The organism is Serratia sp. 506_PEND (assembly GCF_001076875.1).
Taxonomy (GTDB): domain Bacteria; phylum Pseudomonadota; class Gammaproteobacteria; order Enterobacterales; family Enterobacteriaceae; genus Serratia; species Serratia marcescens.
On the sequence record NZ_JVEL01000532.1, the window covers coordinates 1 to 23,319 of the forward strand.

Here is a 23,319-nt window from a genome sequence, read left to right on the forward strand (position 1 = left end):
ATCAGTCTATTAGATGGACGCGAGCATCGTGATTGCTATTTTATTAATCACGTGGCCCTTCGAGCAGCGGATAATCAAATACATTTTTTTTCGGGTATCACAAGAGGGTTGTCAATCTCTTTCGCGCCTTCCGAAAAAGACAGTGGGGAGGATTTTTCTGATCTTTGGCAAATATTGAAAGTTACTAAGAGTGGGCAGTTTTACCACCAATTAACGGTGTCGGAAAAGCAATTTTTTAATCAGCAAAATTGTAACAGCGACGCTTTTAAGCAAATCAAGGATCACATGGCAAACATGTCATAATGTCATAATGTCATAATGTCATAATGTCAGTCGCTGCGATCCTCTGACGCTGGGATTTCGCGCCGTGCCGAGTGGGGTTTTGGTTTTATCAATCGACGTAGAGCCAGTGTCTCCCCCTGTTTCGCCTGCCATATGCTGAACGATAGTGGCACTTTTTACACAGTAACCGAGTGTGAGTCTTCCTTCTCGATTAAACAGGCTCCATAGAGCACCAGGCACCTAACCTCACTTAATCATTGTATGAAGAATAAGAGATATAACCGCCGTCAAAACCATTCCAATTAAATAAAGCATAGATACCAAGGCCAACTTTTCTTTTTTCTGTGATTAGGAAGTTCATTGAATACTTAAGAAAGTAGCGTGACAAAACAACAACAACCAAAACAAACCCAGACAAACTGATAACGAGTGGAAGATCCCAATCCATTCTACTACTCCTTAGTTTACTATTCTCCAGAAAAGCCTAAAGAATAACATCGTGTAGTCACAGCGTAGCACCATACTCATGCTTAAGCACCATTGTAGATTTCTGCAACTGGGGGGCCAAAGCGCGTGCGAGATGCGAGAACTGCCCTGTATCATAAGACATTGGTAAATAGCCATTGGTTGTTATTTAGGCTATAGTGCCCAAAAGGTTAAGCAGGTGTATGGAGGCATTATGAGCCAAACCAGAGAGCAACAAGCCTACCAGCGAGGTTTTTGGGCTGCCCGCAAGTGGGCTCGTCTGAAAGATACAATGATGAGATGGGACCAGCGCTGTGTGTCTAAGGTACGAGAGCACAGTCTTCCAGGCTGGGTAGGCCATGTTCCGATTGCTATCGCTCTTACAGGTTCAGTCACAGCAATACTGTTCGGGGGGCTTGTTGTCGCCGGCTGTATGCTTTTTATTTGGGCGATCGCGTTCATTCTTCAAAATGTTGGTCAAAATCTTTCAAGTGATTTTGACCGTAAAAACAATAGTCTGGAAAACTCAAAAAAATCAGCGGACTATGCATACGAAAGTGCTGTTATGAACAACGAATATGACGGTGCTCCGTATAAGTCTCCTGCCGATAACTGACCGAGCTGGTGTTTTACTCGGTCAGTTAGTCATGGCTACCGGGTAAATTTATTTGCTACAGCATCACCAACTTTACCCCCCGTATTTTTGGCTGTTTCTGTACCGCTATTTACTGCGGAAGCAATAGCATGTCCAACACTCACTCCAGCCCATGAGAGAGCTCCCATCCAGACGACTGGCAACACGATAAACATGCACCCCATCACGAGGTTCATGATCAGGTCATCAGTGCTGTTCTGGAACCCGGCCACATTCCAGCGGCTATGCGTATCCGAGCCATATAGCGCCTCAAGCAGCCAGCTGTCCAGCCACCGCGCCAGCTCCCACCAGAACGTCAGGAAGTTCAGCGCAAACACCACAAACGTCACGGTGATCACCGTCTTGTACTCGTAGGCTGCAAAAGCCAGGATGAGTGGCACCATGATATACACCGCCATCAACAGCACCGCCTGCACCATCGGCAGCGCCTGACGCATCGCATCAAAGGCCGGATACGCCGCCAGGCTCCCCAGCGCGGTCCCGCCCATCGAGGCAATACGGTTAACCGAGTTGTCCAGGGTAAAGTCAGCGTTGCCGCCATAGCCGGCATACGCCCGTCCGCCCTGGGAGACGGTCAGGTTATCCGGGCTAACCAGGCGACGCACCACCGCTTCTTTATAGTCGGCGTCCGGTTGCCCCATCATCTTCAACGCGGCGGACATCCGCAGCATCACGCCCGGGTCGACCTGCTTCACTACCCTGGCCTCCAGGCCCGTCTCGCCGGCTGACCACCACTCACTGCAGGTCGGGTAACCACCCCGACCGGTGTTTGGCCGACCACTGTCCCGCCCCTCATTCCACGGGAAGCTGGCGCGCGGCGTTTTCGACTGCAGGTTGTTGTAGAACCCGCCGTTCAGGAAGGTCTTCGACCCCAGCCACTCGATATCACGCAGCGTGGCCTTGTCCGTCGTCTGCCCCTGGTCGCGGTTCTGCCAGGTATACAGTGCCAACGCGTAACAGTCGTTGGTGAAGTCCTGCAGCTCCTTCGCCAGCCCTGGATTGTTGACCCGGCTGTGCTGGACCTCAAAGCGGACCTGCCGCAGATCCGGCCGGCACGGGATGGTAGCCACGGCCGCCGATGTGATCCCCTTAGACAGCTTATGCACCACCAACCACCACACCGGCACCTTCGCCGTCTGGCCGTTCATGCTCGACATGATGTTGGCGTATCCGGTTTCATCCGGCTTTTTTGGTGTCCAGGTACCGCATGTTGCCGCCCGGCTGCTGTCATATTTGATGGTATCCAGGCTGACATTCATCAACGGCAGGCAGCAGGCAAGCATCACGAAGAACGCACCATAAAGCAGGTTCTCGATGCGTGGCAGGGACAACATCCCTTTATTGCCCTCATCCTCACCTTCCTCACGCACCTTCAACCAAATGGAGACCACTTTGAACAGCAAGGGCAGCACAAACAACCCCGTACTGACCAGCAGCTCCCACAGGCCGTTGTTAATCAGCCAGCCGAGCAGCGTCAGGAAATACTCCAGATAGCTGTTGGTCATCATAACGTCAGCCCTCCGCCAAAGAGGCTGTATTCACATGCCAGGGCAAATACCGCGCAGGCGATGGCCATGCGCTTGAGGGGTTGCCGGTATTCCGGTTTGCAATCCGGCGCATGCCAAATTTTCCAGAATCCCCAGGCCAGCACGGCGTATAGCGCCAGGCGCCAGCTCAGCCAGCCATAACGGGTGCTGTGCACCCAGTCACGTAACGCGGCACTCTCTCCTGGGTGATTGACACCCCAGTGGGCCATGCCCAGCGCCACTATCATCGCAATCACCAGCATGCCCAACATCTGCAGGACACGCTTTGCCCGGTAACCGAGCCGGCCGCCCCTGCGGGGCGACACACCTTGTTTCTCTGTTCCAGTCATTGATGTATCCCCACGGTTACTGGTCGCTTTCCGGTACGGCCAACTGGTTGAACTTGGTGTCCGGGCTGTCAACCGACTGACGCTGCGGGTTGGTTTCCGCACGGTTGTTCTCGCGATCGATGATGGTCAGCACCGCGTTACGGGAAATCTCGCGTTTCATCTCCATCTCGTTTTTCAGCGCCGTGATTTCGCGATCCAGCGCCTCGATACGCCGATCGCCCTCTTCCATCGCCATTTTCTGGACAGCAGCATTGGGCTCTGACATGCCGGTGGTGACCATACGGCGCATGATAAAGGCCGTTTCAATGGTGTCCGCCATCGCCAGTTCGCTGGCCAGGCGACCGACCAGGGCAGCATTATCCGGGTCGCGCTGCAGTGCCTTGATGACGCCGGCGGTCACCGCCAGGCTGCCCGTTTTGAGTTTGGCAAGGTTGGCCGAGGTGGGTTTCTCTGCGCCGTTGACCAGTTTGGCCAACTGCTCGTTATTTTCCTTCGTCGCCTCTTCCAGCATCGGGGCAAAGCCGGTGCCGGCTACGGTACTGCCTGGCTGCTCACTGCCTTCACCACTGGTGCATTGCGCTGCATCTTTACAGGTGCGCAGGGAGGAATCCCCCAACACCTTGACCACAGCGGCGGCCGCTTCTTCGCTGCTGGCGTATTTGGCACAGGCACCGCCGGTGCAGCTGCTGCCGGATACGCTGGAGGTACTGGTGACCGGCAACGCATTCATCATGTTGTAGCCAGCTGCGGCCAGGTCATGCGTGGGCTTGATGGCCGGCTGGCCGGCGCCACCCCGCTTTTGACCGCCGATCCAGGTCTGGCCGGATTGCCCGGTTACTTTCTCCGTGGCATTCATCGACCGCACCGCATCGGCATCCCCGTTATTGATCAGGCTCTTGGCTTCCTCCATCGCGGCGGCCTGGCTCCAGCCGCCGGAGTCAGCCATATCCATCATCCGCTTGGAGAGGTTCTGACAATTCAGCTGTGCCTTGTCGAACGCGACACCGCCCTGCAGCACCCCGTTGGTCAGCATTTCATACAACCCCGGGTTGGCACGCTGGATAGCCATCGCCGGCAGGCTGGCCACCGCACCGGTAGCCCCCTGGATAACACTGCCCATCAGGTTCTTGAAGCCGTCCGTCACCCCGTTGAGCTGGTTACCGATGGTGGTTTTCAGGTCGAAGTTGCCGCACATCAAATCCGAGCTCCAGCCCAGGTTCATGCCCAGCCGCTGCATGTTGCCGCGCGTCGCCGGCTGTGAAATCACCGAGCCGCCGCCCAGGGAGTAAAACAGCTTGTCCGAGACCGCGCCGCTGGCGCTCTTCCCGTACCCCACATTGCTGTCATTCACCTGGGGCAACGAAATGCCAAACAGGGTGCCGTTATTGTCATTGTCGTCAGCGTGCGCATTCACACCGGCCAGTGCCAGGCTGCCGGTAATCAGCAGAGACAGCAGGCTGCGCCGTCCCCAGAGAGATTTATTCATCGTGTTATTCATCGTTCATGCCTCAAAAGTCCGTGCTGTAGAGGAAACGCTGCCCGCGGCGCTGGCAGCAGCTATAGGGTTGCCACAGGGCAAAGGCAGCGTTCGCATCCGCTGCCGGCGGATGGTCACCGTCCGGAAACACGGCGCAGGACTGGCTAAGCTGAGGCGCCAGGCGCTGCCATTTGTGGTTGCTGGTTCCGGTATTTTCCTGAACCGCGCCTGGTGGCCAGTACCCTTCCGAGCGCTGCCCCATCAGGGGCTGATAGACATGGGGCTGTCCAGAACGGGTGATGATGTCCACCACCCGCTGCGCCACCAGGGCGCCGGCCTTGTCGTCATCGACCTGGGTCACAAATCCCGATCGGGGATAGACGTTGCCCCACATATTCGCGGCCGCCTGACTGCCCACCTCACGCTGGCCGGGGATCAACGCCTCCGGGTACAGCGATTCGGGCATACCGGTACGCCATGCCAGGCTGTCCAGCGTGCTGAGGAAGTACGGCACAAAAGGGGTCGCGGCGGTGCGGCACGAATAGCCGGCAATGCTGCCGCCAATCAGGGACGTTGCCGGATGACCAATGGCATCGGCATACTTGAAGTGGAGGTTGGTTTTACGTTCCCCGGGGGTTTTCAGCTCGTTGTTACCACCGCCGGCAGACACGCCACTCAGCGCGCTGGTGATACTGCTTTCCAGCCCGCCGGCAGCCTGGCTCACCATCGACATTTCACGCCAGGGATTACCTCCCTGGGTGTTGTACGCCGACACTACGGCTTCCGGGATAAAGTGGGTGACTTTGACGGAGGTCCGCACCTTGCAGCCAAACGGCGTGCACAGCAGCCAATAACAAATGCCGCTGACACGCCAGCTGATACAAGCCTGCGATACAGCACTCGCGACAATCTGCGCGCTGTTGAGCGCAGCGTTCGCCGCCGGCACGCTGGCGGCAGACAACATAATGGCCACACTGAGGGATTTAAGGGTAAGGCGGGGTTGTTCCGGGGGCATCCCATGCAAAGGGGTTCGCTGCATATCACTGCCCCCCTTGTGACTGGGTGCGCAGCGCCATAGCCAGGGCGACATCAGCCGTGCCATACACCACGTCCCTATCGTCAAACACAACGGCCGGCACTTTTGTCACGCCCAGTTCCCAGGCTCGTACCACTGCACGATAGACCGTGGCCAGTTCCTGTTCATGGGCCTGCCATTGCGGTGACTGCAGCACGGTTTTAGCCTGGCGCTCTGCTTCATCCGGATTCGACGACAGCTCTCCAAACGTCTGCGCCTGCAGCTGTTCAGGACCGTCAAGATAAATAACGGATACCGAGGCATCGACGTTAGTCGGGGGATGGTGGGAATCGGTATAGAGTACCGTGTCGGCAAGCACCGACGCCGGCATCAGCAGAGGAAACAACGTCAGCAACATGCTGATTTTCATAGCCTGCACTCCTGCATGGATAGAATCCACACAGGGTGCTACGACGTGGTCAGAAAGGCAGCAAAGAAGTCTTTATTGGATTATGATAATTTCGTCCCAACGTCAAATCGTTGAGATCTCAACCGAAAAATCAATAATCAGTCGTAAAACTTGATCATTGAAAGCTGGTTCATAGCACCTAATGAATCGTTTAGAGGGAGCCCGAATGCTAATGATTCGGACTCTAGTTTTACATGATCAATATCGTGTCTTTTTAAGATTGCTTTTTGCCTGTCAATGGCAGCAAAGGAAGGCCGAGTTCTTTAAGAAACGCGTTATGACGAAGCGTTGCGCTGTAAACCTGTTCTTCAATAGCAACCAGTTCATTATGAGTCTCCTTCAAATCGACTTTTTTTTCTGCCTGTGCCGTACTGACATAGCGGGAAATATTTAGGTTGTAGTCATTCTTTTCAATTTCTTTCATCGATACACGACGAGCGTATCGTTCTTCTTCTTTGCGGAACTGGTAAGACTCAATGATCTTGTTGATGTGCTTTGGTAAGAGATAATCTTGGCTCTTACCTTTCTCGAAGTGTTCTGAGGCGTTAATAAATAGCACATCGTCTGATTTTTTACAGCGTTTGAGAACCAAAATACACACGGGAATACCAGTTGAGAAAAATAGATTGGCAGGTAAACCAATTACTGTGTCTATATGGCCGTCCTTTAACAATTTAGTACGAATGCGCTCTTCTGCACCACTACGGAATAGTACTCCGTGTGGTAAAATTATCGCCATCACACCATCCTCACTGAGAAAATGAAAACCATGCAGGAGGAAGGCAAAATCTGCCGCTGACTTAGGGGCTAGTCCGTAATTCTTAAAGCGGAAGTCATCACCTAAAGAGTCGTTTGGCTCCCAACGTAAACTAAATGGTGGATTAGCAACTATAGCATCAAATTCCATCTTTTTGGCTGGATTCATCTCATTGAGAATATCCCAATCATTTTCTAAGGTGTCACCATGATGGATTTCAAACTCGGTATCCTTCACTCCATGCAACAACATATTCATGCGTGCAAGGTTATAAGTAGTAATATTCTTTTCCTGACCGAATATTTTACCAACGCCATGTGGTCCAAGTTGTTTCCTCACATTTAGTAGCAAGGAGCCCGAACCACATGCAAAATCCAGCACCTGTTTAATTTTTTTCTTTTTACCTGCTGCCGGATCCTGACTATCTAAAGTAACGATCTCAGACAAAATGGTAGAAACGTGCTGTGGGGTATAGAATTCACCAGCTTTTTTACCTGAACCCGCGGCGAACTGACCGATTAGGTACTCATAGGCATCACCCAAGATGTCCGTATCAGTACTAAACTGGGAGATGCCGTCTGATATCTTCTTAATTATTATACATAATTTGTTGTTTCTATCTTTTTGGGTTTTACCTAACTTTTCAGAGTACAGATTAATTTCAGAAAATAACCCCTGAAAATTGCGGCCAAACGATCGTTCTTCGATATAACCGAATCCTTTATCGAGAGTCTTGAGCAAATCATCACTTTGAATCCTAGCCATTTCTGAGATGCTACTCCACAAGAACTGTGGCTCAACCACGTAATGAGTTTTTAGTCTCATTTGTTTCTCGAAGTCGGCAATATCCTCCACGTTATTCTCATACCATATGGCGAGCGGAGTTCGGCGATCACCCTCCTCTGTTTCTGGATAGTCGCAACCTAACTCCTTTTTTGCTGCCTGCTCATAGTTATCTGAGAGATAACGTAAAAACAGGAACGACAACATATAGTCTCGAAAGTCATCAGCATTCATTGCGCCGCGTAGTTGATCGGCGATATTCCAGAGGGTTTTGCCAAGCTGGCTTAATTGTTCTTTAGTCATAATTATTTATCTACCTAGATTCTATGGATGGATGTTTGGCAAATCGAATGCGTATCGATCCAGAAATCCATTCAGGATACTGTTAAATAGCCGCTTATTGTCTTCAGTTAGCTCTTTTGGGTCAAACAGCGAGTAGTCGCCATGACTCAATAGATTCAGGGCTCGAGAAAAAAGAACTTCATCCTCTACACCATGGATACAGTCGGAAAAATCATTAAATCCAAAAAATGCGGAAGTCTTTTCCATCACGCCACGCAGAACATTAAAGTGACTGGCATATAATCTGCCTTCATCAGCAGCTTTCTTTAACTCGCTTAGCATAGCTACGTGATGAAAAAATGGGGTATCGCTCGTTGATTGAAGGCTATGACCATCACCATTATGGCTGTAAAAAAAATAGGACTTATGTTGATGTTTTTTTAGCTCATTGCACATGACGTTAAAAAATAAACTGTGATGAGATGATATGACAGTTTTGGCTTTTCCAATAGAGCGTCGCAAGAGCTTCGCCAAGTCAGAGCCCATCGCTATGGCATTGTTATCATCCAGCGACGAAATTGGATCGTCAATATAAAAATATTTCACCCAGTTATAAGATTCTGAGCCATCAATTACCAATTCGCAAATTGCCAAAAAAACACACCAGATCAAAATATTTTCTTCGCCGCGCGAAATTTTTATATTATCTTGCACAACAGTTTCAGGTTCTTCTGAATCTGGCCGGAATCTAGGGTTCTTTACAAACTTGCTAAATGTAATATGCCAATTATCATAATCGATCTTAAAATCGAAACTACTGTAACGCATCAAGTAGGAAAAAATTTTCTCTTCGAGAGCCAGCTCTTTAAAACCGTCAAAAAACTTGGACTCCGAATTGATCTGCAACACCCTATTAGCATCATTTGCGAGATCATTGTCCCAGTGGAATAAGTCTTCAGTAAATGCATTGAAATAGAGTGTATCGCGAACAACGCCTCTTTTTCGTTTACCTGCTTCTTTAAACTCCATCGACAATCGGGTTTTGCCTGTTCCATTATAGGCATACAACAACACAAAATCGACTCCGCCATCGTTGTTGCGTAAATCATCTCTCATACGAACAACAACATTTCTGAGACTTTTGTAGTTGTAAATTTTGGGTTTATTAGTCATTAAACTAAACCGTCCATAGCTGGTAACATATTCTGAACCAACCCCTTCTTGTAGGCTTTTAGTTCGTCTAGTTTATGGGCTTCAACATCGATTAATGTATCGATCGAAGAGAGACAGCTCGCTATTTTTTGCTGTTCATCTAAAGATTCAGGGAGCAAAAACTCCAGTTTTTCGAACTCTTTCTGTCCTAAAGTTTTATTCCTTCCTGCGCCGCCAGGTGAGGCTATCCACAATAGTTCCTTACCCTTTTCGGTTAAAAAAAAGTACTTTATATAAGTAACATCGGCCCTATCTTTATATGGTTTATACATAGGGAATCTGTGAGATGCAATCATTCCCTCTTCAGTTTCAGACGTATTTGCAATGGCCAATTCCCAAGCAAATACTATATTGACAATAAAGGCATCTCTTTCTATTTCAAAGACTCGTTTGTTACCAAGTGCTTTCCCTTTAATTGGTTCCTTATGAAATATTCCCTTACCATGTGATTTAATACCAATCTCGCGATATAACGCATCATCCTTCACGTTGACTGGATTAGATATTTTTCTTAGCAAATTGCTTATTTTTCTACTCACCCAATTGCCAGAGGATTGGAATTCAGGAAATCTAAGCTTAGGGACAGTTTCATATTCGACAGGAAAGATTTGTTGTATCAGGCCTTTTTTATGGGTGTTCAGGTTATTCAGTTTTTCGGCATGAAATGTTATTAGATCATCAATTGAATCAAGAAATTGCCCTATCTTTTGTTGCTCAGAGGTACTTTGAGGTAACGATAATTCTCCAGATAAGAATTTCTTATTATTAATATTTATTGTGTTCCTTGCCCCCTTCTGGATAAGCGGTTCAAGATAAAGCTTCGTATTCCCAGATGACTCAAAATACGAGCCCAGTAAAATTCCCAGCCCCATTGTTTTAGGAGTAAAAACACCGTATAGAGGAGAGACAATTACGGAATAATCTAGTCTGCTTTGTTTAACTATGCCAAAAGGAAAATCGCCAGTTGGACTCTTGGTATAAACAACATCACCAGGGAGCACCCGGTTATAGCGAGCAGTATTTGAAGCGGAGAAACTTCGCCCCAAATGTTCAATTTGGTTTATCAGCCCCTTATGAACTGATACAGAGAAAACAACTTCCTCCCCCGAGCTTTTTAGGCCGTGTTCAGTAAGCACATCTGATAATCTTGTTATTTCCCAACAATCAGCATCGCTAAACTCGGGAAAACGCAATTTGGGTGCCATAACAACCTTCTTTCTTTTACTCATATACATCTAACCCCGAAATCTCGCGACCTTTAGTTTGCTTTTGTAGATAAGGAACCAAATCTTCCATTAACGCCAATTCAGCCAAACGCCTAACCTTCCAGCCCTGCTCTAAAGGAGCCAGTAGATCAGTTAACTTCTCACCATCGAAAATCATGCGATCAAGAATTTCATCAACAAATGCTTGTAGTGCGTTTGTTTTCAGACCATGCTTTTCAGCAATCCGTGTTAATTCTTGAGTGACTTTCTGGTCTTTAAACGCTTGATAGCCTTCTCGTATTTCCTTTTCATTTAATGCTTCACCTACCTTCAAGCTATTGATATAGGCAATAATATCCTCACGCTCATCCATCAGGTTGGCGCTGGAACTGATCATGCCTATAAGCTCCTCACGTGTCATTTTCTGTTTGTTGGTTTTTTGAGTAGATTTGGCAATCAGTCCTATTATGTAGTCGTAGTCTATAATGCTGGATGCAAACAGCACCAGATCAAACTCAAGCTCTTCAACTGCTTCTATCTTACCGGCACCTTTACCTTGTTTACTTTTCAGTTCCATAGCAGTGTCGATGTAAATGGCTTTAAAGCCACGTAAGATGTCCGTAGGCAGTTTTTTCTCAATAACTACCCGGTTTTCTTCATCCAGATCAGTGTATTGCTCTAACTGGGTTTTAAGTTTTTGCACTTCTTTAAAGTGCTGTATAAACTCCGCTTTAGCAATATCGCCCTTTAGGTTGTGCACGTCTGCGGGCGTGCAGGCTAAACCATTGGACACCATAAACCTTTGTAGTTCATCGACTTTTTTCTTGAAAGACTCAACTACTTTAGATGCGGGGTCGACCAACCAGATTTCTCTGGCTTTGTCTTTAGCGCTACCTGAGAACAGTGCAATGGCTGTATTTACCTCGTCTTCTTGGTAGCGGAAATCGAGAATATTTCCCCAAGGTTTGGTATCGTTAAGTACGCGGTTAGTCCGTGAGAAGGCTTGAATTAACCCATGGTATTTAAGGCTTTTATCCACATACAGAGTATTTAGATATTTGGAGTCAAAACCAGTTAACAGCATATCCACCACAATAGTGATATCGATTTTATTGCTACGCGGATAATCAATATTGCTGTACTTTTGGTCTTTGATACGTTGCTGTACATCCTGATAGTAAAGATCGAATTCATTAATCGAGTGATTAGTGCCGTACTGTTGGTTGTAATCGGCAATTATGTTCATCAGTGCTATTTTTTTCTTTTCGGGTTCGACTTCATTATCTTTGCTTTCTTGTAGGAGATCTTCCTGTAGTTGTTTGATGTCCGCAGTATTCTTGGCTGTGTCGGCACCGTTACTTTCATCGTCCTTAGCAATCTGCGCGGGGGGGGAGAATACACAGGCAACGTTTAGTGGCTCGAAGTTTTCGTCCTCTGCCTGCTTTTGTGCTTTAAGGGTTTTAAATAGCTCGTAGTATTCAATTGCATGATTTATAGAGGCAGTGGCTAACACAGCATTAAAGCGACGCTGGTTTGTTGCATTGTTATGCTTATCTAGTATGGCTTTAACCACAGCTTCTGGCGGTGGTGTTTGCCCTTTTTGAGGCTTGATATCACCATATTTACCAAAGTAATCGATGTGAAAGCTTAGTACGTTCTTATCTTCAATTGCATGAGTAATGGTATAAGCATGTAATTCTTTTTCGAAGATATCTTCAGTGGTTTTGAAATAAGCCAAATTGCCATCGACTTGCGGATAGCTTGAGTTTTCATCAAATATAGGCGTACCGGTAAAACCAAACATCTGAGCTTTAGGAAAGAACTCTTTGATAGCTTTGTGATTTTCACCAAACTGGGAACGATGACATTCGTCGAAGATAAAAACAACACGCTTGTCACTAAGCGGCTCTAGACGTTCTTTGTAAGTTTGTTTCCCTTTTTTTTGCTGCACCTTATTACGTTTGCTATTTTCATCCAATGCTAGTCCCAGCTTTTGGATGGTAGTCACAATCACTTTATCGGCGTAGTCTTCCGACAGCATTCGGCGCACTAATGCTTCCGTATTGGTGTTTTGCTCAACACAGCCTTCCTGGAACTTATTGAACTCCTGGCGTGTCTGGCGATCAAGGTCTTTACGGTCTACCACGAATAGACATTTCTCTATATCGGGATTGTCTTTCAGCAATGTGGATGTCTTGAACGAGGTAAGGGTTTTACCTGAGCCGGTGGTGTGCCAGATATAACCATTACCACGGTTTTGATGAATAGACTCGATGATAGCTTTAACTGCATAGATTTGGTACGGACGCATAATGAGAATTTTTTGCTCACTTTGCACCAGTACTGTATAACGGCTTATCAATTTTCCAAGTGTGCATTTAGCTAGAAAATCATTGGCAAAGTCGTGCAAATGAGCAATTTTTTTGTTGTTCTTATCTGCGTGCTGATAAATAGGCAAGAAACGTTCATCAGCATTGAAACTGAAGTGTTCTTTACGGTTGTTAGCAAAGTAACGCGTATCGTTACCATTACTAACGATAAACAATTGTATAAAACACAATAAAGTATTGGTATAGCCATTGCCGATATCGTTTTTGTACTCAACGATTTGCTCCATGGCTCTACGAGGGCTAATTTGCAATGTTTTTAGTTCGATCTGTACCAATGGAAGGCCATTGATCAGTAGGATTACATCGTAACGATGGTGACTATTATCAGTATTGATACGCAATTGATCGATTACTTCAAAATCGTTTTTGCACCAATCTTTGATGTTAACCAACGTATATTCAAGCGGCGTGCCGTCTTCTCGAGTGAACTTCCCCTTCTCTCGTAGGATTTGGGCTGCCTTAAAGACGTCCGCCGTGATGATTTCTTCGCGTAAGCGGTCGAACTCTGCATTAGAGAGATTAACGCGATTCAAAGCTTCAAACTTCTTGCGAAAATTTGCCTCAAGGCTTGCCTTATCGTGAATATCGTCGCGATGAATGTATTTGAGATCTTTTAATTTGGCAATTAATCCTTGCTCAATTTGTTGTTCTTTAGTCATTTGCTAAAACCTAGTGTGCGACCCTTCGCAGGAAACATCATTGCCTCGATTAGAGAACTCCAAAATATCAGCCACCTCACATTCAAAAAAGCTGCAAAGCTTATCCAGAGCCTCAATGTCTATTTTTTGTGCAGTCTCTTTGTACATTAGACTCACAGTGTTCCGGCTGAGACCTGTATTTCGCAAAACATCTGATATTTTCATTTTGCGTTCTCCCATTAAGCGAGCGAGGTGGCAATGTATCATTTTGTAGCCTCAGAGTTGTCTGTCGAGTATAGTATATAAACATTTTAGCTGAAAAAATTAAAGATTATCTTTAATTTTTTCAGCTAAAACATCAAAACTAAAGTATGAAAGCATGCTACCTTAACATAACTGTACCCTGCCTAAATAGCCATATGGACACCTTACCTATGCAAGCTTGGGCAGATCTTTTTCTTACAAAGTAGCCGCATACATATATCCGGCTTCGCGAGCCCCGATGAACATCCGCACTTTGCTCTCGTTAGCGCCATCGATTATTACAGCCTAGCTATTTTTCAGATTTACGGAATGATGTGCTGGTGTATTGCAGACGCTTCAGGGCCTTCAACGAGGTGAGTGATTTCAACCGTGAATCGCTAACTATCGAAATTGACCTGAATATCCCGAGTGATCTTACCCGCCATCTCCAGACAGCGTGTCATTCGAGTACTGAACCAAGTAGTGGTAAGCCACGGATATCCACTGAAAATGGGGATAGATAACAGTCCAGAACGGGAATCGTTCGTCCTAACACAATGGGAAAAATAACATGGCGTAATGCTGGAATTCATAAAGCCGGGCAAGCTAGGCTGTGTCCCTTAATTAAAAATGTCAGACTAATCGCCTAGTTTTCAGATAGATATCGCTACGACTTTCCAGATGCTGCATGGGCACCCACCCTGCCATTATTACCTCCAGAGCGCTCTCAACGCCCTAGCGTGATTTGCTCGGACGCTATGGGCCATGGCAAACCATCTACAACTGTTTCAATCGGTGGGAAAATTAATAATTGGATTTATATTCAATAAATTAGATTAAATCCCCAATGAAAAAGAGTTACTCGACTGGCCTGCTATCTCTCTGGATGACAGCAATATTCGTGCAATGCGTTGTACCTCAGGCGTCCAAAAAAACATCCCAATAGCCAGATTACAAGTGAAAAGAAAAACAGTGAACCTAGTCCGTGAGAACTTCTTACCCAGCAAAGTATGACCGTTTTTATCCTAAGCGTGGACATAGAACGCATGCTTGCCAAGGTCGATACCGATGTGCATGATGATTCCCATCAGAAAGAAAAACACCCCATCAGCGTACCGCTCACAGGGTGGTGCGTAATCTTCTTAATCCGGCCTGTAAGCGGGTGAAAGTAAAGCAGCTCGGTATTGAATTTAGTTAACCCAAAACCGCTCGCACAGGTCGCTCAGGTGGAGAAGCAGATACACCACATCCGCCGCATCCGGCACGGTGACATACCAGCGCGGGTGGTCATACTCCTCAGGCTGGGGCCACAATGTACTACCGGTCACCGTGATCAGCACATCGATGCAATGCCCCAGTCGGCCCTCCAGATGCAACGCCACACTGGTACGACTCCCGATGCGATGCGGGTGGGCGGTCAGTGTGACCGGTCCCCACAGCCGATCGCGGATAGCCGCACAGAACGTATCCAGCGCCAGCGCATCCGTTTCGCTTAAGGTGGCCACGCCCTGCGGAGGAAGGGTGAACAACGACGGTTCACGACAGATCTGGCCAAGCGGTCGAGCAACCGGTTCCGGGTATTTCAGGGTCATCATGCTACCGCTGCCTCTCCGTTCGCCGCCAGGCCACGCAGGCGGTCAAGCTTTTGCGCCACTTTGCGGGCTGCCTCGAGCTCGCTGCAGCCAAATTCGTGCATCAGCGCGCGGCGCTCGGCCTTCTCTTCTTTCTCGGTCATCCCCAGCGCCAGGTACAGGCTCGGTGGTACCGCACGGAACAGCGCCTCGAGTTTTTTCGACAACACCACACCTTCGGTATAACAGCCGGACAGCTTACTGGCTGACAGCAGCACCGCTTTTTGTTCCTCGGTCAGCGCCTTGAAGCGGGCAATGTCGTTGACCTCCTCCGGCGGCATCGTCAGACAGACCCACCACTCCGCCATGTTCAGCATCTTTTCGGCAATGTCCGGGAAGTCTTTCAGGTTCTGTGTCGCCAGCCACAGCCAAGCGCCGAGCTTACGCCACATTTTGACGATTTTGGTCATATACGGTGCCAGCAGCGGGTTCACCGTCACGATATGCGCTTCATCCACCGCAAACACGATGTCCCGCTCCGAGTACTGGTCTCGTTCGGCAATGTTGTTGATGGTGTTGGTCAGGCTCACCATCGTCAGCGCCATCTGCGCCTCATACCCCTCACGCGCCAGATGCCCCAGGTCAATCAGGGTGACATCTGCCTCTGGCCACAGGCTACCTTCGCGGTTAAACAGCTCCGCCTCGAAGCTACCGGCCTGGGTGAACATGCCCAGCGCTTCGGCCATTTCGGCCGCTTTCGCCCGACGCTGTGGATTGCGCTTTTCGTTGGCCGTGTCGTTAGAAATCGCATACAAGGCGTTCTGTAAATCAGACGGTAACATCTGGCGCTGTTCGTCAAAGGCGCTTTTCGCCGCCATCAGCAAGGCTTCGCGGATCATTGCCCGGTCAGCCCGTTTTAACTCCGCTTCTTCCTTCTGGTCACCGCCGGTGATCATCATGCGCGCCGAGATCTCCATCTCCCCCAGATAATCGCGTTTATCCTCATCTTCGTCATCCGCATCGATATCTCTCAACTCACTTTCATCCAGCTCCAGTGAACTCAGTTCCTCGATAAGCTTATGCGCGAAAGAGAACGGCGGCAGAGACACACCACTGCCCGGTTTGATGCTGATTTTATTGACCGTCAGCCCCTGGCTTTCAAAGTAATCAGCCAACAATCCAAACGAGTTACCTGCCTCAGCAATGAAAAGACGAGGACGATGTACCGCCATGGTTTGCGTCAGCGTGGCGCACAATGTCGCAGACTTCCCTGCGCCGGTCGGGCCAAAATACAGCATATGGGCATTCTGGCTGCGGTCATGCTTGTTGAGCGGGTCAACCGTCAGAATATCGCCACCGCGGTTGAAAAAACTCAGTCCGGGGTTGCCCGTTCCCGTTTCACGCCCGGTCACCGGCAACAGGCCGGCAAGATGCTGTACCCAGGTCAGGCGGGTGTACCAGTGTTTCTTGTCCGACTCCGGGTTAAAACACATCGGCAACGCCCGCAGGTAGGTATTGAGCGGCGCCACATCAAACTCCGGCCGTACCGGCTGCAGGCCGGCGCCGAGCAGCACGTTGGTCAGATCGACGCGTTTGTGATTGAGCGTGGTCAGGTCACCGGCACGCAACAAGAAGGTGATGCCGGCACGGTACAGCTTGTGGCGATTACCCAGGTACTCTTTCACCTGTGCCACGTCCTGACGCACACGCCCGGACTCGGTATTTTCACCGACGGCGTTTTTCGACAGCTTGTTAAAATCGTTCTCCAGCGTGTCCTGCGGCTGCACCACGATGGTCATGCAGACCATTGTCCCTTCTGGGAACATATCCATCAGCGCGTTGATTTTCTTCTCGCCACGCTTCTGCTCACCGGTGAGGGTGCCCGGCTCTGGCGGCCGGCGCAGCTTCTCGACCGGAATGGCACAATGCGCCTGATTATCGAACCACCACACCCCCTGGTCCGGATCGGACACGGGCGGGGTGAACAGGAGGGTTTCGGCAAAATCGTTCTGCACCGGCATGGCGCCTTCCGGCGTGTCACGGCTGTCAAAATAGGCGGCGTCACGGTACAGCGTCCCTTTATCCACCCACTCAGGGCTGGGATTGAAATGGCGCAGCAGCCAGTCGTGAACCTGGCCGCCATTTTGCCGCACACACACCACACCTGCCCCGTTCAGCGCCCCCGTCACGCGCTCACAGGTCTGATTCAGCATGGCGATAGGCGGCATTGGGTCGGTGTTGCCCTTGCCAATCCAGCGGTACACCACCATGCGGGTCCGGCGTTGCTGCCCACGCCATGGCTGATCGGTGATCAGCGTGTCTTTGAACAGACCTTCCGGACGAGCAATACCGCGCATATGGCGCTCGGTTTCTTTCAGCCAGGACTCAGACAGTTGAGAGCCTTGCGCATGCGGCTTGATATACCCTTTCAGCCGGTCAAGGTACGCATCGACGTTGTTCTCATCCTGGCAGAAGAACTGCACCACCCAGGGGTTTTCGTCATGCTCGTCAAACGAGTCCTGCAGCGCGTCTTCCACCGTGTCGCGCATTTGCTCCAGGCGATCGTCCGTGCGCCCTTCGGTGGCCACCGGTGTAATGTCGAATACAGCCCCGACGGACACCCCATCATCCAGCAAAATACACTGCTCACGATCGAGAAACTCCGCCCAGGGCAGGTAATCAACGATGGACGGATTGGCGTGATACACCTGCTGCTCATCCTTTACCGTCATCGTGCCCGGGCGCCGTAACGGTTCACGTCCGTCAACGGACAGCGGCACGCCGTCCTCGGTGGCGATCACGGTGTCCTGGTCACCCGTAGCCGGCACCGCCGGCGTCTTGCGCGTCAGGCGCTTTTTATCAAACAGGGAAAATCGCATCAATAGGCCTCCGTGCGTTCACCCGGCATCGCATACTGCACCTGGCTGTAGAACGGGAACACGGTGCTGTACCCCGGCACCGGCGCGTTACCGTCCGCCAGGTGCGGGAACACGTACATCACCAGGTCGGGGTTCGGCAACCGTGGGAACTGCTGGCTGATTTCGCTTTCCTGGGTGCGGCTGTAGCTGCGATCGTCCGCCGCTGTCGCCTGGAGTTCGTTGTCGGTGAGCGGCCGGCGCAGACTGTCGCGGGCCGCCACCGCATTACGCGCTGAACCGCCACCGTCTTCACCCTGCCACAATTCCAGCATCGAGCTGTCGCCTGGCGGCAGCATTTCCTCTTTCGACGTCGAACAGCCGGCCAACGCCATGACGCTGACAATGACAGCGGTCGCCAGGACTCGGTTAAACAGATTTTTCCGCATGATTATCATTCTCTTATAAGCAAACACAGCAGGAGCAGCACACCCAACCAAAACGCGCTGCAGGACAGCAAGACCAGCGCCCAACTCTGTGGGCGACTCATCCTTTCGCATTGACGCCACAGCATGCTTCTCCTCCTCTGAATGACGTGTTAATCCAGTCCGCCGGTGCTGCCGTCTTCGCCGGGCAGGCTGAAGTCGTAACGCACCTTGCGCCCTTGGGTCTCAAAATCTATCGCCAGCTGGCGGGTAATGTGCACGGCCAGTTTCTGGCCCGGGGGAACGTAGACGGCGTCGAACATCATGCCGTAGCGCTCACGTACCCAGTCGGCGGTCTCTTTCATCCCGCCGGACAGGGCTTTGCCCAGCACCGCCTGGCCGGCATTACCGGTCATGGTGGACGTAATGCCATTCACATTGTTTTGGGTGGTGTATTGCCCCTGGCTAATCCCCTCACCGGCAGCACTGGCGGCAGACAACGCGGCAATGGTCGGCAGATAGGTCGAGGCATTGGATTTACGCTCCCCACCGATGCACGGAATGCCGTTGTCATCAGAGATCCAGCCGATACCGGCGGTGGTGCTGACGTCTTTGCCAGTGTTGCCGCTATTGTTGTTGCTGTTGGCCTTCATATTGGTGTCAGGATGCGGCAAGGTGCGTACCGTACCGTCCGCAAACACAAAGGTGATGCTGTTGACCTGGCCACGTACGCAGGACAACGTCCAGTCGCCGCTGGCCGTCCCGGAGACAATCGCCCCTTCCACGTCCGGCAGCTCGATGCCGTTGGCGGTCAGGTTGTCTTTGCCAATCATCAGTTTGAACGGGTAGGGGTCGGTCACCGTGCCGTTGATTGGCACCCGGCCCAGCAGCGCCGTCATCGAACGACTGCCCACCAGGGTCGAGTTCTCGGGCAGGGTGAACACCGGCTCGGCGTTCTCCTCCGCCCCTTTTTCATTGGTGCGGCCTTTGACCTGCTGCTCATAGGCAGCTTTCTGGCGCGTGATGGCGTTGTCCGAGAGGAACGACGTCGGGAACTGCGGGCCGTCTTTGGCGCTGTTCGGATTGCGCGGATCGGGTTCTTTCATGTCCTTCGGACCGACCCACACCAACCCGTCCTGGCCAGGCGCCGCACTGCCCTCGCCGGCCCCCATGCCATCCAGCCCCAGGCCGAGCGGGATATCGCTGTCGCTCTTCGCCTTGTCTTTGTTTCCGGCCAATTGTTCGGTCAGCGTCTGGATTTTCCCCATCAGCGTTTGCTGCTCTTGCTGAAGCTGCTGCTGACGCTGTTGCGCCTGCTTCTGGTAGCCGGCCACGGCCTCGTTGACCTGGCCGGAGACATTGGTATTGCGTTTTCTCAGTTCTTCGTTTTCTTTCAACACTTTGTCGATGTTGCTCTGCAGCTCGGCCTGCTGGGTTCGGGTGGTGCGCAGGGTGCCGACCAGGGTACGCAGTGTGTCTTCCGGGGTATCCCCTTCAACGCCCAGGGCGCGCAACTCCTCCGGCGACATGTTGGCCAGGACGTTATGCGCCTGCTGGGGTTTCTCCGGCGTTTTATCGTCTTTGCAGGCTTTGAGCCCGACGACAATGGACGCTGCCAGCACGCCGATCACAATCACTTTCGGCAGCATGTTGGATTTCACGTCAGCCATGGTTTGCCCCCTTCTTCACCGCTTTTACGGCTTTGCGAACGACCGACGGCTCCGCGACAAAGGCGCCATCCGGGCGACCGGCGGTGACCAGGTACAGCGTGGTGGTGTCCTCCGGCGTGCCAACGGGTCCCAGGTAACGGTGCTGGAAGGTGGCCGTCACAAATTGCCCCTGGAGCACCCGGGGATCCAGCGTGATTTTACGGCTGGCGGTGTTCTGCACCTTCAGCGCCACCACGTTGCGACTGCCAATGCCCCAGCCGCCCAGCGGCGTGATGGCCACCGGCTCTGACGGGTACAGAGTGGTGATGCGTTTCGGCAGGTGCGGGTTAACCGGATGAATGCCGGGCACCGCTTCAACCGTACGCACCGGACCGTACAGACTTTGTGCCGCGTAGCGTGTCAGCACCACCGGCAGCGGGGCGTTGTATTTGATTTTTTTACGCTTCGCCTGGGTGCCGTCTTCCGCCCCAGGCGCTGCCGAACTGCTCCCGTTTGATGGGGACGAGGTATCATTACTGCTGCTGACCGACGTCACGTCACCGCTGTAGACAATGCGCACCGGTTCGGCGGAGCCTTTGTCCGATGCCGTCACATCGAGGAGAATCACCTCCCCGTTCTCTACGTCCTGCAGTTGCAGACGCGTTGGCGGAAATGGGGCATCGGCTTTCAGGTAAACCGCGCCGCCACTGCTTTGCACCCGCAGCTTGCCGTTCAGCGCCGGCGGGAAACCGACGCGAACATTTTTATCGGCAAACAGCACCCGCTCCTTTCCGACGGCCAGCGGGATTTGCAGCGGGATACGCTCCCATTTCATCAGTTCTTCCGCCTGGGCTACCGGTACGGTGAACGTCGCCGCCAGGGGAAGCACACTCAGGGAAAGCGCAAGAACGCGTGCTTTCATCATTGGAATACTCCTTTCTTCTCAGGCGCGGGTTCCGCTGGCGCCGCAGCCAGACGCTGTGGCATGTTGTCGTAACAATCCAGGGCCAGACCGAACTCATTACGTTCCGGATCCCCTTCTGCGCGCACCACTTTCAGGGGGTAGCGTGTCAGTGCGCGCTTCACCGGTTCGCCGGCAAAGGACTCATCCGCTACCAGGTCAAGGCGTACCACCCAGTTATCACGGCCTTTCACCGTCACCGGGCTTTGGTTATAACGGCCGTTGTAGCCATGCTCAGGGATTTCAAACACCACGCGCGTCCTGCCGGCGAGCTCGCCGCTTTCGCTGCGCTTTTTGGCATCCGCCTTCAGAAAGCGCTCACACGATGGTGTCAGGTACGGCGACAGGCCGTTGATTTTGGCCGGGTAATCCGCCTCCCCGTTCTTTGGCCAGGCATTGAGCTGTTGGAAAATGTAGAAACCAAAACTGTAAACCGTGGAGGGAGGCACCTCCCACCAGACGCGGGTAGAACCGCTACGCAGGTCGGGGGGGTTATGAATAGTCAGGTTCTCCGGTGCCCGCATCCAGCCGATGCTGGCTACAAAAAGGAAAACAACCAGCACACCGCAGGCAACGCGTAATGTGAGAATGTGCTGGTCGCGGTTTTTAACCGCATGTCTGAAACGGCTCATTTGGACCTCTTTACAACGCGGCTGCGACGCAACGACCAGCCCTGTTTGTCGATAATCAGGGTGGGATCACCCCACCCCATACGACGTTTACTCGCCTCGAGGCGCTGCCAGATATAATTCTCCGGTTTACCGCGCTTGAGGCGCGTCAGCCGGCTGCCACCAAACCAGATAACGAGGAGAGGGGTCACCAGCATGCCGGTGGGTATCACGACCCAACCGGCAAGCGGAAAAAACGGCAGCGACACGAGCAGACCCAGTCCCACACCGGCCAACGCAGCCAGTCCCATCTCCGGGGTGGTAAAGCCCCGGAAGACGACAGGTTCGGCGTTAAGGCGATCAGGCAAAAAACGGATAGTCTGCATGGTGAGCCACCTTAGAACAGGATTTCAGCGGACTTGCCGACCAGCCAAATCACGGTCACCAACAGCACCACACCGACCAGCACAATGGCGCCAAACTTGGCCCAGGTCGCTTTGCCATCACGCACTTCAGCAAAGGTGTGAATGGCAGCATTGGCGACAATCAGGAAGGCCACAGCGGCAGCGACCAGACCAATAATGACGATCCCGTCCTGGAAATAGCCTTTGATGGTATCCATCAGACCACCGCCGCCACCGGAGGACGGGGGTTCAACAGAGGGTAAGGCCGCTTGTGCCGGCTGACTGGCGGCATAGGCCAGGGAAGTCGCCACCGCGACTCGGGCAGATAAATGACGGAAAAAACGAACTACAACATTCATAAAACTTTCCTTTTTGCAGTGTGAAAATAACAACGTGTAAAACTTGTCCAGCGTCGCGCTCAGGTCAGCTGGCAAACATCCAAATCGAGACAACCAACAAAAGAACGGTTTTGATGACGAAGTGAACCAGCGCCCCGTTCCGTACTTTTTCGTTGCTCCACCCCTGGTACACATCGATCAGTGCCCAGGCCGCCCAGACAAACAGCGTCGCCAACAAGCCGCCGATGCAAATCAGCGACAGAATGTTGACTTCAACCCCACCGCTGGCCGCATTGAAGGCCTGTTCCTGTGCACCGGTCATGGCCATCAGGGACGCTCCCGACGGTAGTTGCCGGCCACGGCGCTGCCATCACGGGGTTGCGCACGCGAGGGCTCCAGGTAACGATCGATACCGGCATTGATGGTCTTGAGGTCGGCAGTGGCGCGGGCATAGTCAAAGAAGAAACGACCACGCTCGGACGGGTCAGCCTGAACGGCGGCAACGCGCGCACGTTCAAGCGCTGCCTGCACCTGAATCAACATGCGCTGGGCAGACGCCAGCTCATCTTTTTCAGCAGCCTGGGCAGGCAGTGCGATGAGGAATGACAGCCCCAGCAAACAGCCGGCGCCGAGAGCGCGAACAACGGAGATAGGCATACACAAGCACTCCTTAACGATTTAGGGTGCTGTCAGGGTGCGATAGATGAGGCGGGAGGTCAGTGGATAACTCTTTATAGAATTTTGATAATTTCACGGTTT

23 protein-coding genes and 1 pseudogene are annotated in these 23,319 nt (G+C 51.5%); 3 read left to right on the plus strand and 21 right to left on the minus strand.

Annotation, left to right across the window (positions count from 1 at the left end):
* Positions 1-303: hypothetical protein (locus ADK28_RS32765; RefSeq protein ID WP_048796718.1), on the plus strand; the 303-nt coding region annotated here is incomplete at its 5' end.
* A 229-nt stretch (positions 304-532) separates the two neighbouring features.
* Here the strand turns inward: ADK28_RS32765 and ADK28_RS31815 are convergent.
* Entirely contained in the window at positions 533-730 is a 198-nt protein-coding gene (locus tag ADK28_RS31815) for a hypothetical protein (RefSeq protein ID WP_152929738.1), read from the minus strand.
* A gap of 231 nt (positions 731-961) precedes the next feature.
* Between ADK28_RS31815 and ADK28_RS22530 the strand changes: the two genes are divergently transcribed.
* Positions 962-1,363 (plus strand): hypothetical protein, encoded by a 402-nt coding sequence (locus ADK28_RS22530; RefSeq protein WP_053091638.1) that lies wholly within the window; start codon positions 962-964, stop codon positions 1,361-1,363.
* Between the two features lie 35 nt (positions 1,364-1,398).
* Here ADK28_RS22530 and ADK28_RS22535 read toward each other — a convergent pair whose 3' ends face one another.
* The 10 genes from ADK28_RS22535 to ADK28_RS30500 all read right to left on the minus strand — a co-directional run bounded on the left by ADK28_RS22535 (position 1,399) and on the right by ADK28_RS30500 (position 13,773).
* Positions 1,399-2,910, minus strand: coding sequence for a conjugal transfer protein TraG N-terminal domain-containing protein (locus ADK28_RS22535; RefSeq protein WP_048796719.1), 1,512 nt, complete (start codon positions 2,908-2,910; stop codon positions 1,399-1,401).
* Complete coding sequence (locus tag ADK28_RS22540; protein WP_048796720.1) at positions 2,907-3,278, minus strand: hypothetical protein; 372 nt, start codon at positions 3,276-3,278, stop codon at positions 2,907-2,909. The genes ADK28_RS22535 and ADK28_RS22540 overlap by 4 nt, the downstream gene beginning before the upstream one ends.
* 16 nt (positions 3,279-3,294) lie before the next feature.
* The gene (locus ADK28_RS22545; RefSeq protein ID WP_048796721.1) at positions 3,295-4,776 is read right to left on the minus strand and encodes an integrating conjugative element protein; all 1,482 of its coding nucleotides are present in this window, start codon (positions 4,774-4,776) and stop codon (positions 3,295-3,297) included.
* Between the two features lie 10 nt (positions 4,777-4,786).
* A complete protein-coding gene (locus tag ADK28_RS22550) occupies positions 4,787-5,794 on the minus strand; it encodes a TIGR03756 family integrating conjugative element protein (protein ID WP_048796722.1) in 1,008 nt (335 codons plus the stop codon).
* Position 5,795: 1 nt separating this feature from the next.
* Positions 5,796-6,200, minus strand: a complete 405-nt coding sequence (locus ADK28_RS22555) for a TIGR03757 family integrating conjugative element protein (protein WP_048796723.1) — start codon at positions 6,198-6,200, stop codon at positions 5,796-5,798.
* A 253-nt stretch (positions 6,201-6,453) separates the two neighbouring features.
* Positions 6,454-8,082, minus strand: a complete 1,629-nt coding sequence (locus tag ADK28_RS22560) for a type I restriction-modification system subunit M (protein WP_048796724.1) — start codon at positions 8,080-8,082, stop codon at positions 6,454-6,456.
* Positions 8,083-8,103: 21 nt separating this feature from the next.
* Positions 8,104-9,234, minus strand: a complete 1,131-nt coding sequence (locus tag ADK28_RS22565; protein ID WP_048796725.1) for an AAA family ATPase — start codon at positions 9,232-9,234, stop codon at positions 8,104-8,106.
* Complete coding sequence (locus ADK28_RS29300) at positions 9,234-10,478, minus strand: restriction endonuclease subunit S (RefSeq protein ID WP_204375379.1); 1,245 nt, start codon at positions 10,476-10,478, stop codon at positions 9,234-9,236. The genes ADK28_RS22565 and ADK28_RS29300 overlap by 1 nt, the downstream gene beginning before the upstream one ends.
* Before the next feature lie 16 nt (positions 10,479-10,494).
* Positions 10,495-13,527, minus strand: a complete 3,033-nt coding sequence (locus ADK28_RS22575) for a type I restriction endonuclease subunit R (protein WP_048796726.1) — start codon at positions 13,525-13,527, stop codon at positions 10,495-10,497.
* Between the two features lie 3 nt (positions 13,528-13,530).
* A complete protein-coding gene (locus tag ADK28_RS30500) occupies positions 13,531-13,773 on the minus strand; it encodes a helix-turn-helix domain-containing protein (RefSeq protein ID WP_075202128.1) in 243 nt (80 codons plus the stop codon).
* 275 nt (positions 13,774-14,048) lie between these two features.
* On the opposite strand from ADK28_RS30500, the pseudogene ADK28_RS33120 reads away from it, so the two are divergent.
* Positions 14,049-14,316: pseudogene (locus ADK28_RS33120) on the plus strand (hypothetical protein); the annotation flags it as partial.
* Positions 14,317-14,939: 623 nt separating this feature from the next.
* Here the strand turns inward: ADK28_RS33120 and ADK28_RS22580 are convergent.
* From ADK28_RS22580 to ADK28_RS22625, 10 genes are all read right to left on the minus strand, one after another.
* The gene (locus ADK28_RS22580; RefSeq protein WP_048796727.1) at positions 14,940-15,344 is read right to left on the minus strand and encodes a hypothetical protein; all 405 of its coding nucleotides are present in this window, start codon (positions 15,342-15,344) and stop codon (positions 14,940-14,942) included.
* Positions 15,341-18,199 carry a conjugative transfer ATPase gene (locus tag ADK28_RS22585; RefSeq protein WP_048796728.1) on the minus strand — a complete coding sequence of 953 codons (2,859 nt, stop codon included), beginning with the start codon at positions 18,197-18,199 and terminating at the stop codon, positions 15,341-15,343. The genes ADK28_RS22580 and ADK28_RS22585 overlap by 4 nt, the downstream gene beginning before the upstream one ends.
* On the minus strand, positions 18,199-18,624 hold the full coding sequence (locus ADK28_RS22590; RefSeq protein ID WP_048796729.1) for a TIGR03751 family conjugal transfer lipoprotein: 426 nt from the start codon (positions 18,622-18,624) through the stop codon (positions 18,199-18,201). Before ADK28_RS22590 ends, ADK28_RS22585 begins: the two co-directional genes overlap by 1 nt.
* Before the next feature lie 149 nt (positions 18,625-18,773).
* The gene (locus tag ADK28_RS22595) at positions 18,774-20,270 is read right to left on the minus strand and encodes a TIGR03752 family integrating conjugative element protein (RefSeq protein ID WP_048796730.1); all 1,497 of its coding nucleotides are present in this window, start codon (positions 20,268-20,270) and stop codon (positions 18,774-18,776) included.
* Complete coding sequence (locus ADK28_RS22600) at positions 20,263-21,174, minus strand: TIGR03749 family integrating conjugative element protein (protein WP_048796731.1); 912 nt, start codon at positions 21,172-21,174, stop codon at positions 20,263-20,265. The genes ADK28_RS22595 and ADK28_RS22600 overlap by 8 nt, the downstream gene beginning before the upstream one ends.
* Entirely contained in the window at positions 21,171-21,842 is a 672-nt protein-coding gene (locus tag ADK28_RS22605) for a PFL_4703 family integrating conjugative element protein (protein WP_048796732.1), read from the minus strand. The genes ADK28_RS22600 and ADK28_RS22605 overlap by 4 nt, the downstream gene beginning before the upstream one ends.
* The gene (locus ADK28_RS22610) at positions 21,839-22,204 is read right to left on the minus strand and encodes a TIGR03750 family conjugal transfer protein (protein ID WP_048796733.1); all 366 of its coding nucleotides are present in this window, start codon (positions 22,202-22,204) and stop codon (positions 21,839-21,841) included. Before ADK28_RS22610 ends, ADK28_RS22605 begins: the two co-directional genes overlap by 4 nt.
* Positions 22,205-22,215: 11 nt before the next feature.
* The gene (locus ADK28_RS22615) at positions 22,216-22,581 is read right to left on the minus strand and encodes a TIGR03745 family integrating conjugative element membrane protein (RefSeq protein WP_048796734.1); all 366 of its coding nucleotides are present in this window, start codon (positions 22,579-22,581) and stop codon (positions 22,216-22,218) included.
* A 64-nt stretch (positions 22,582-22,645) separates the two neighbouring features.
* Positions 22,646-22,888, minus strand: coding sequence for a TIGR03758 family integrating conjugative element protein (locus ADK28_RS22620; protein WP_012146875.1), 243 nt, complete (start codon positions 22,886-22,888; stop codon positions 22,646-22,648).
* A complete protein-coding gene (locus ADK28_RS22625) occupies positions 22,888-23,217 on the minus strand; it encodes an RAQPRD family integrative conjugative element protein (protein WP_048796735.1) in 330 nt (109 codons plus the stop codon). The genes ADK28_RS22620 and ADK28_RS22625 overlap by 1 nt, the downstream gene beginning before the upstream one ends.
* Positions 23,218-23,319: the final 102 nt, after the last annotated feature.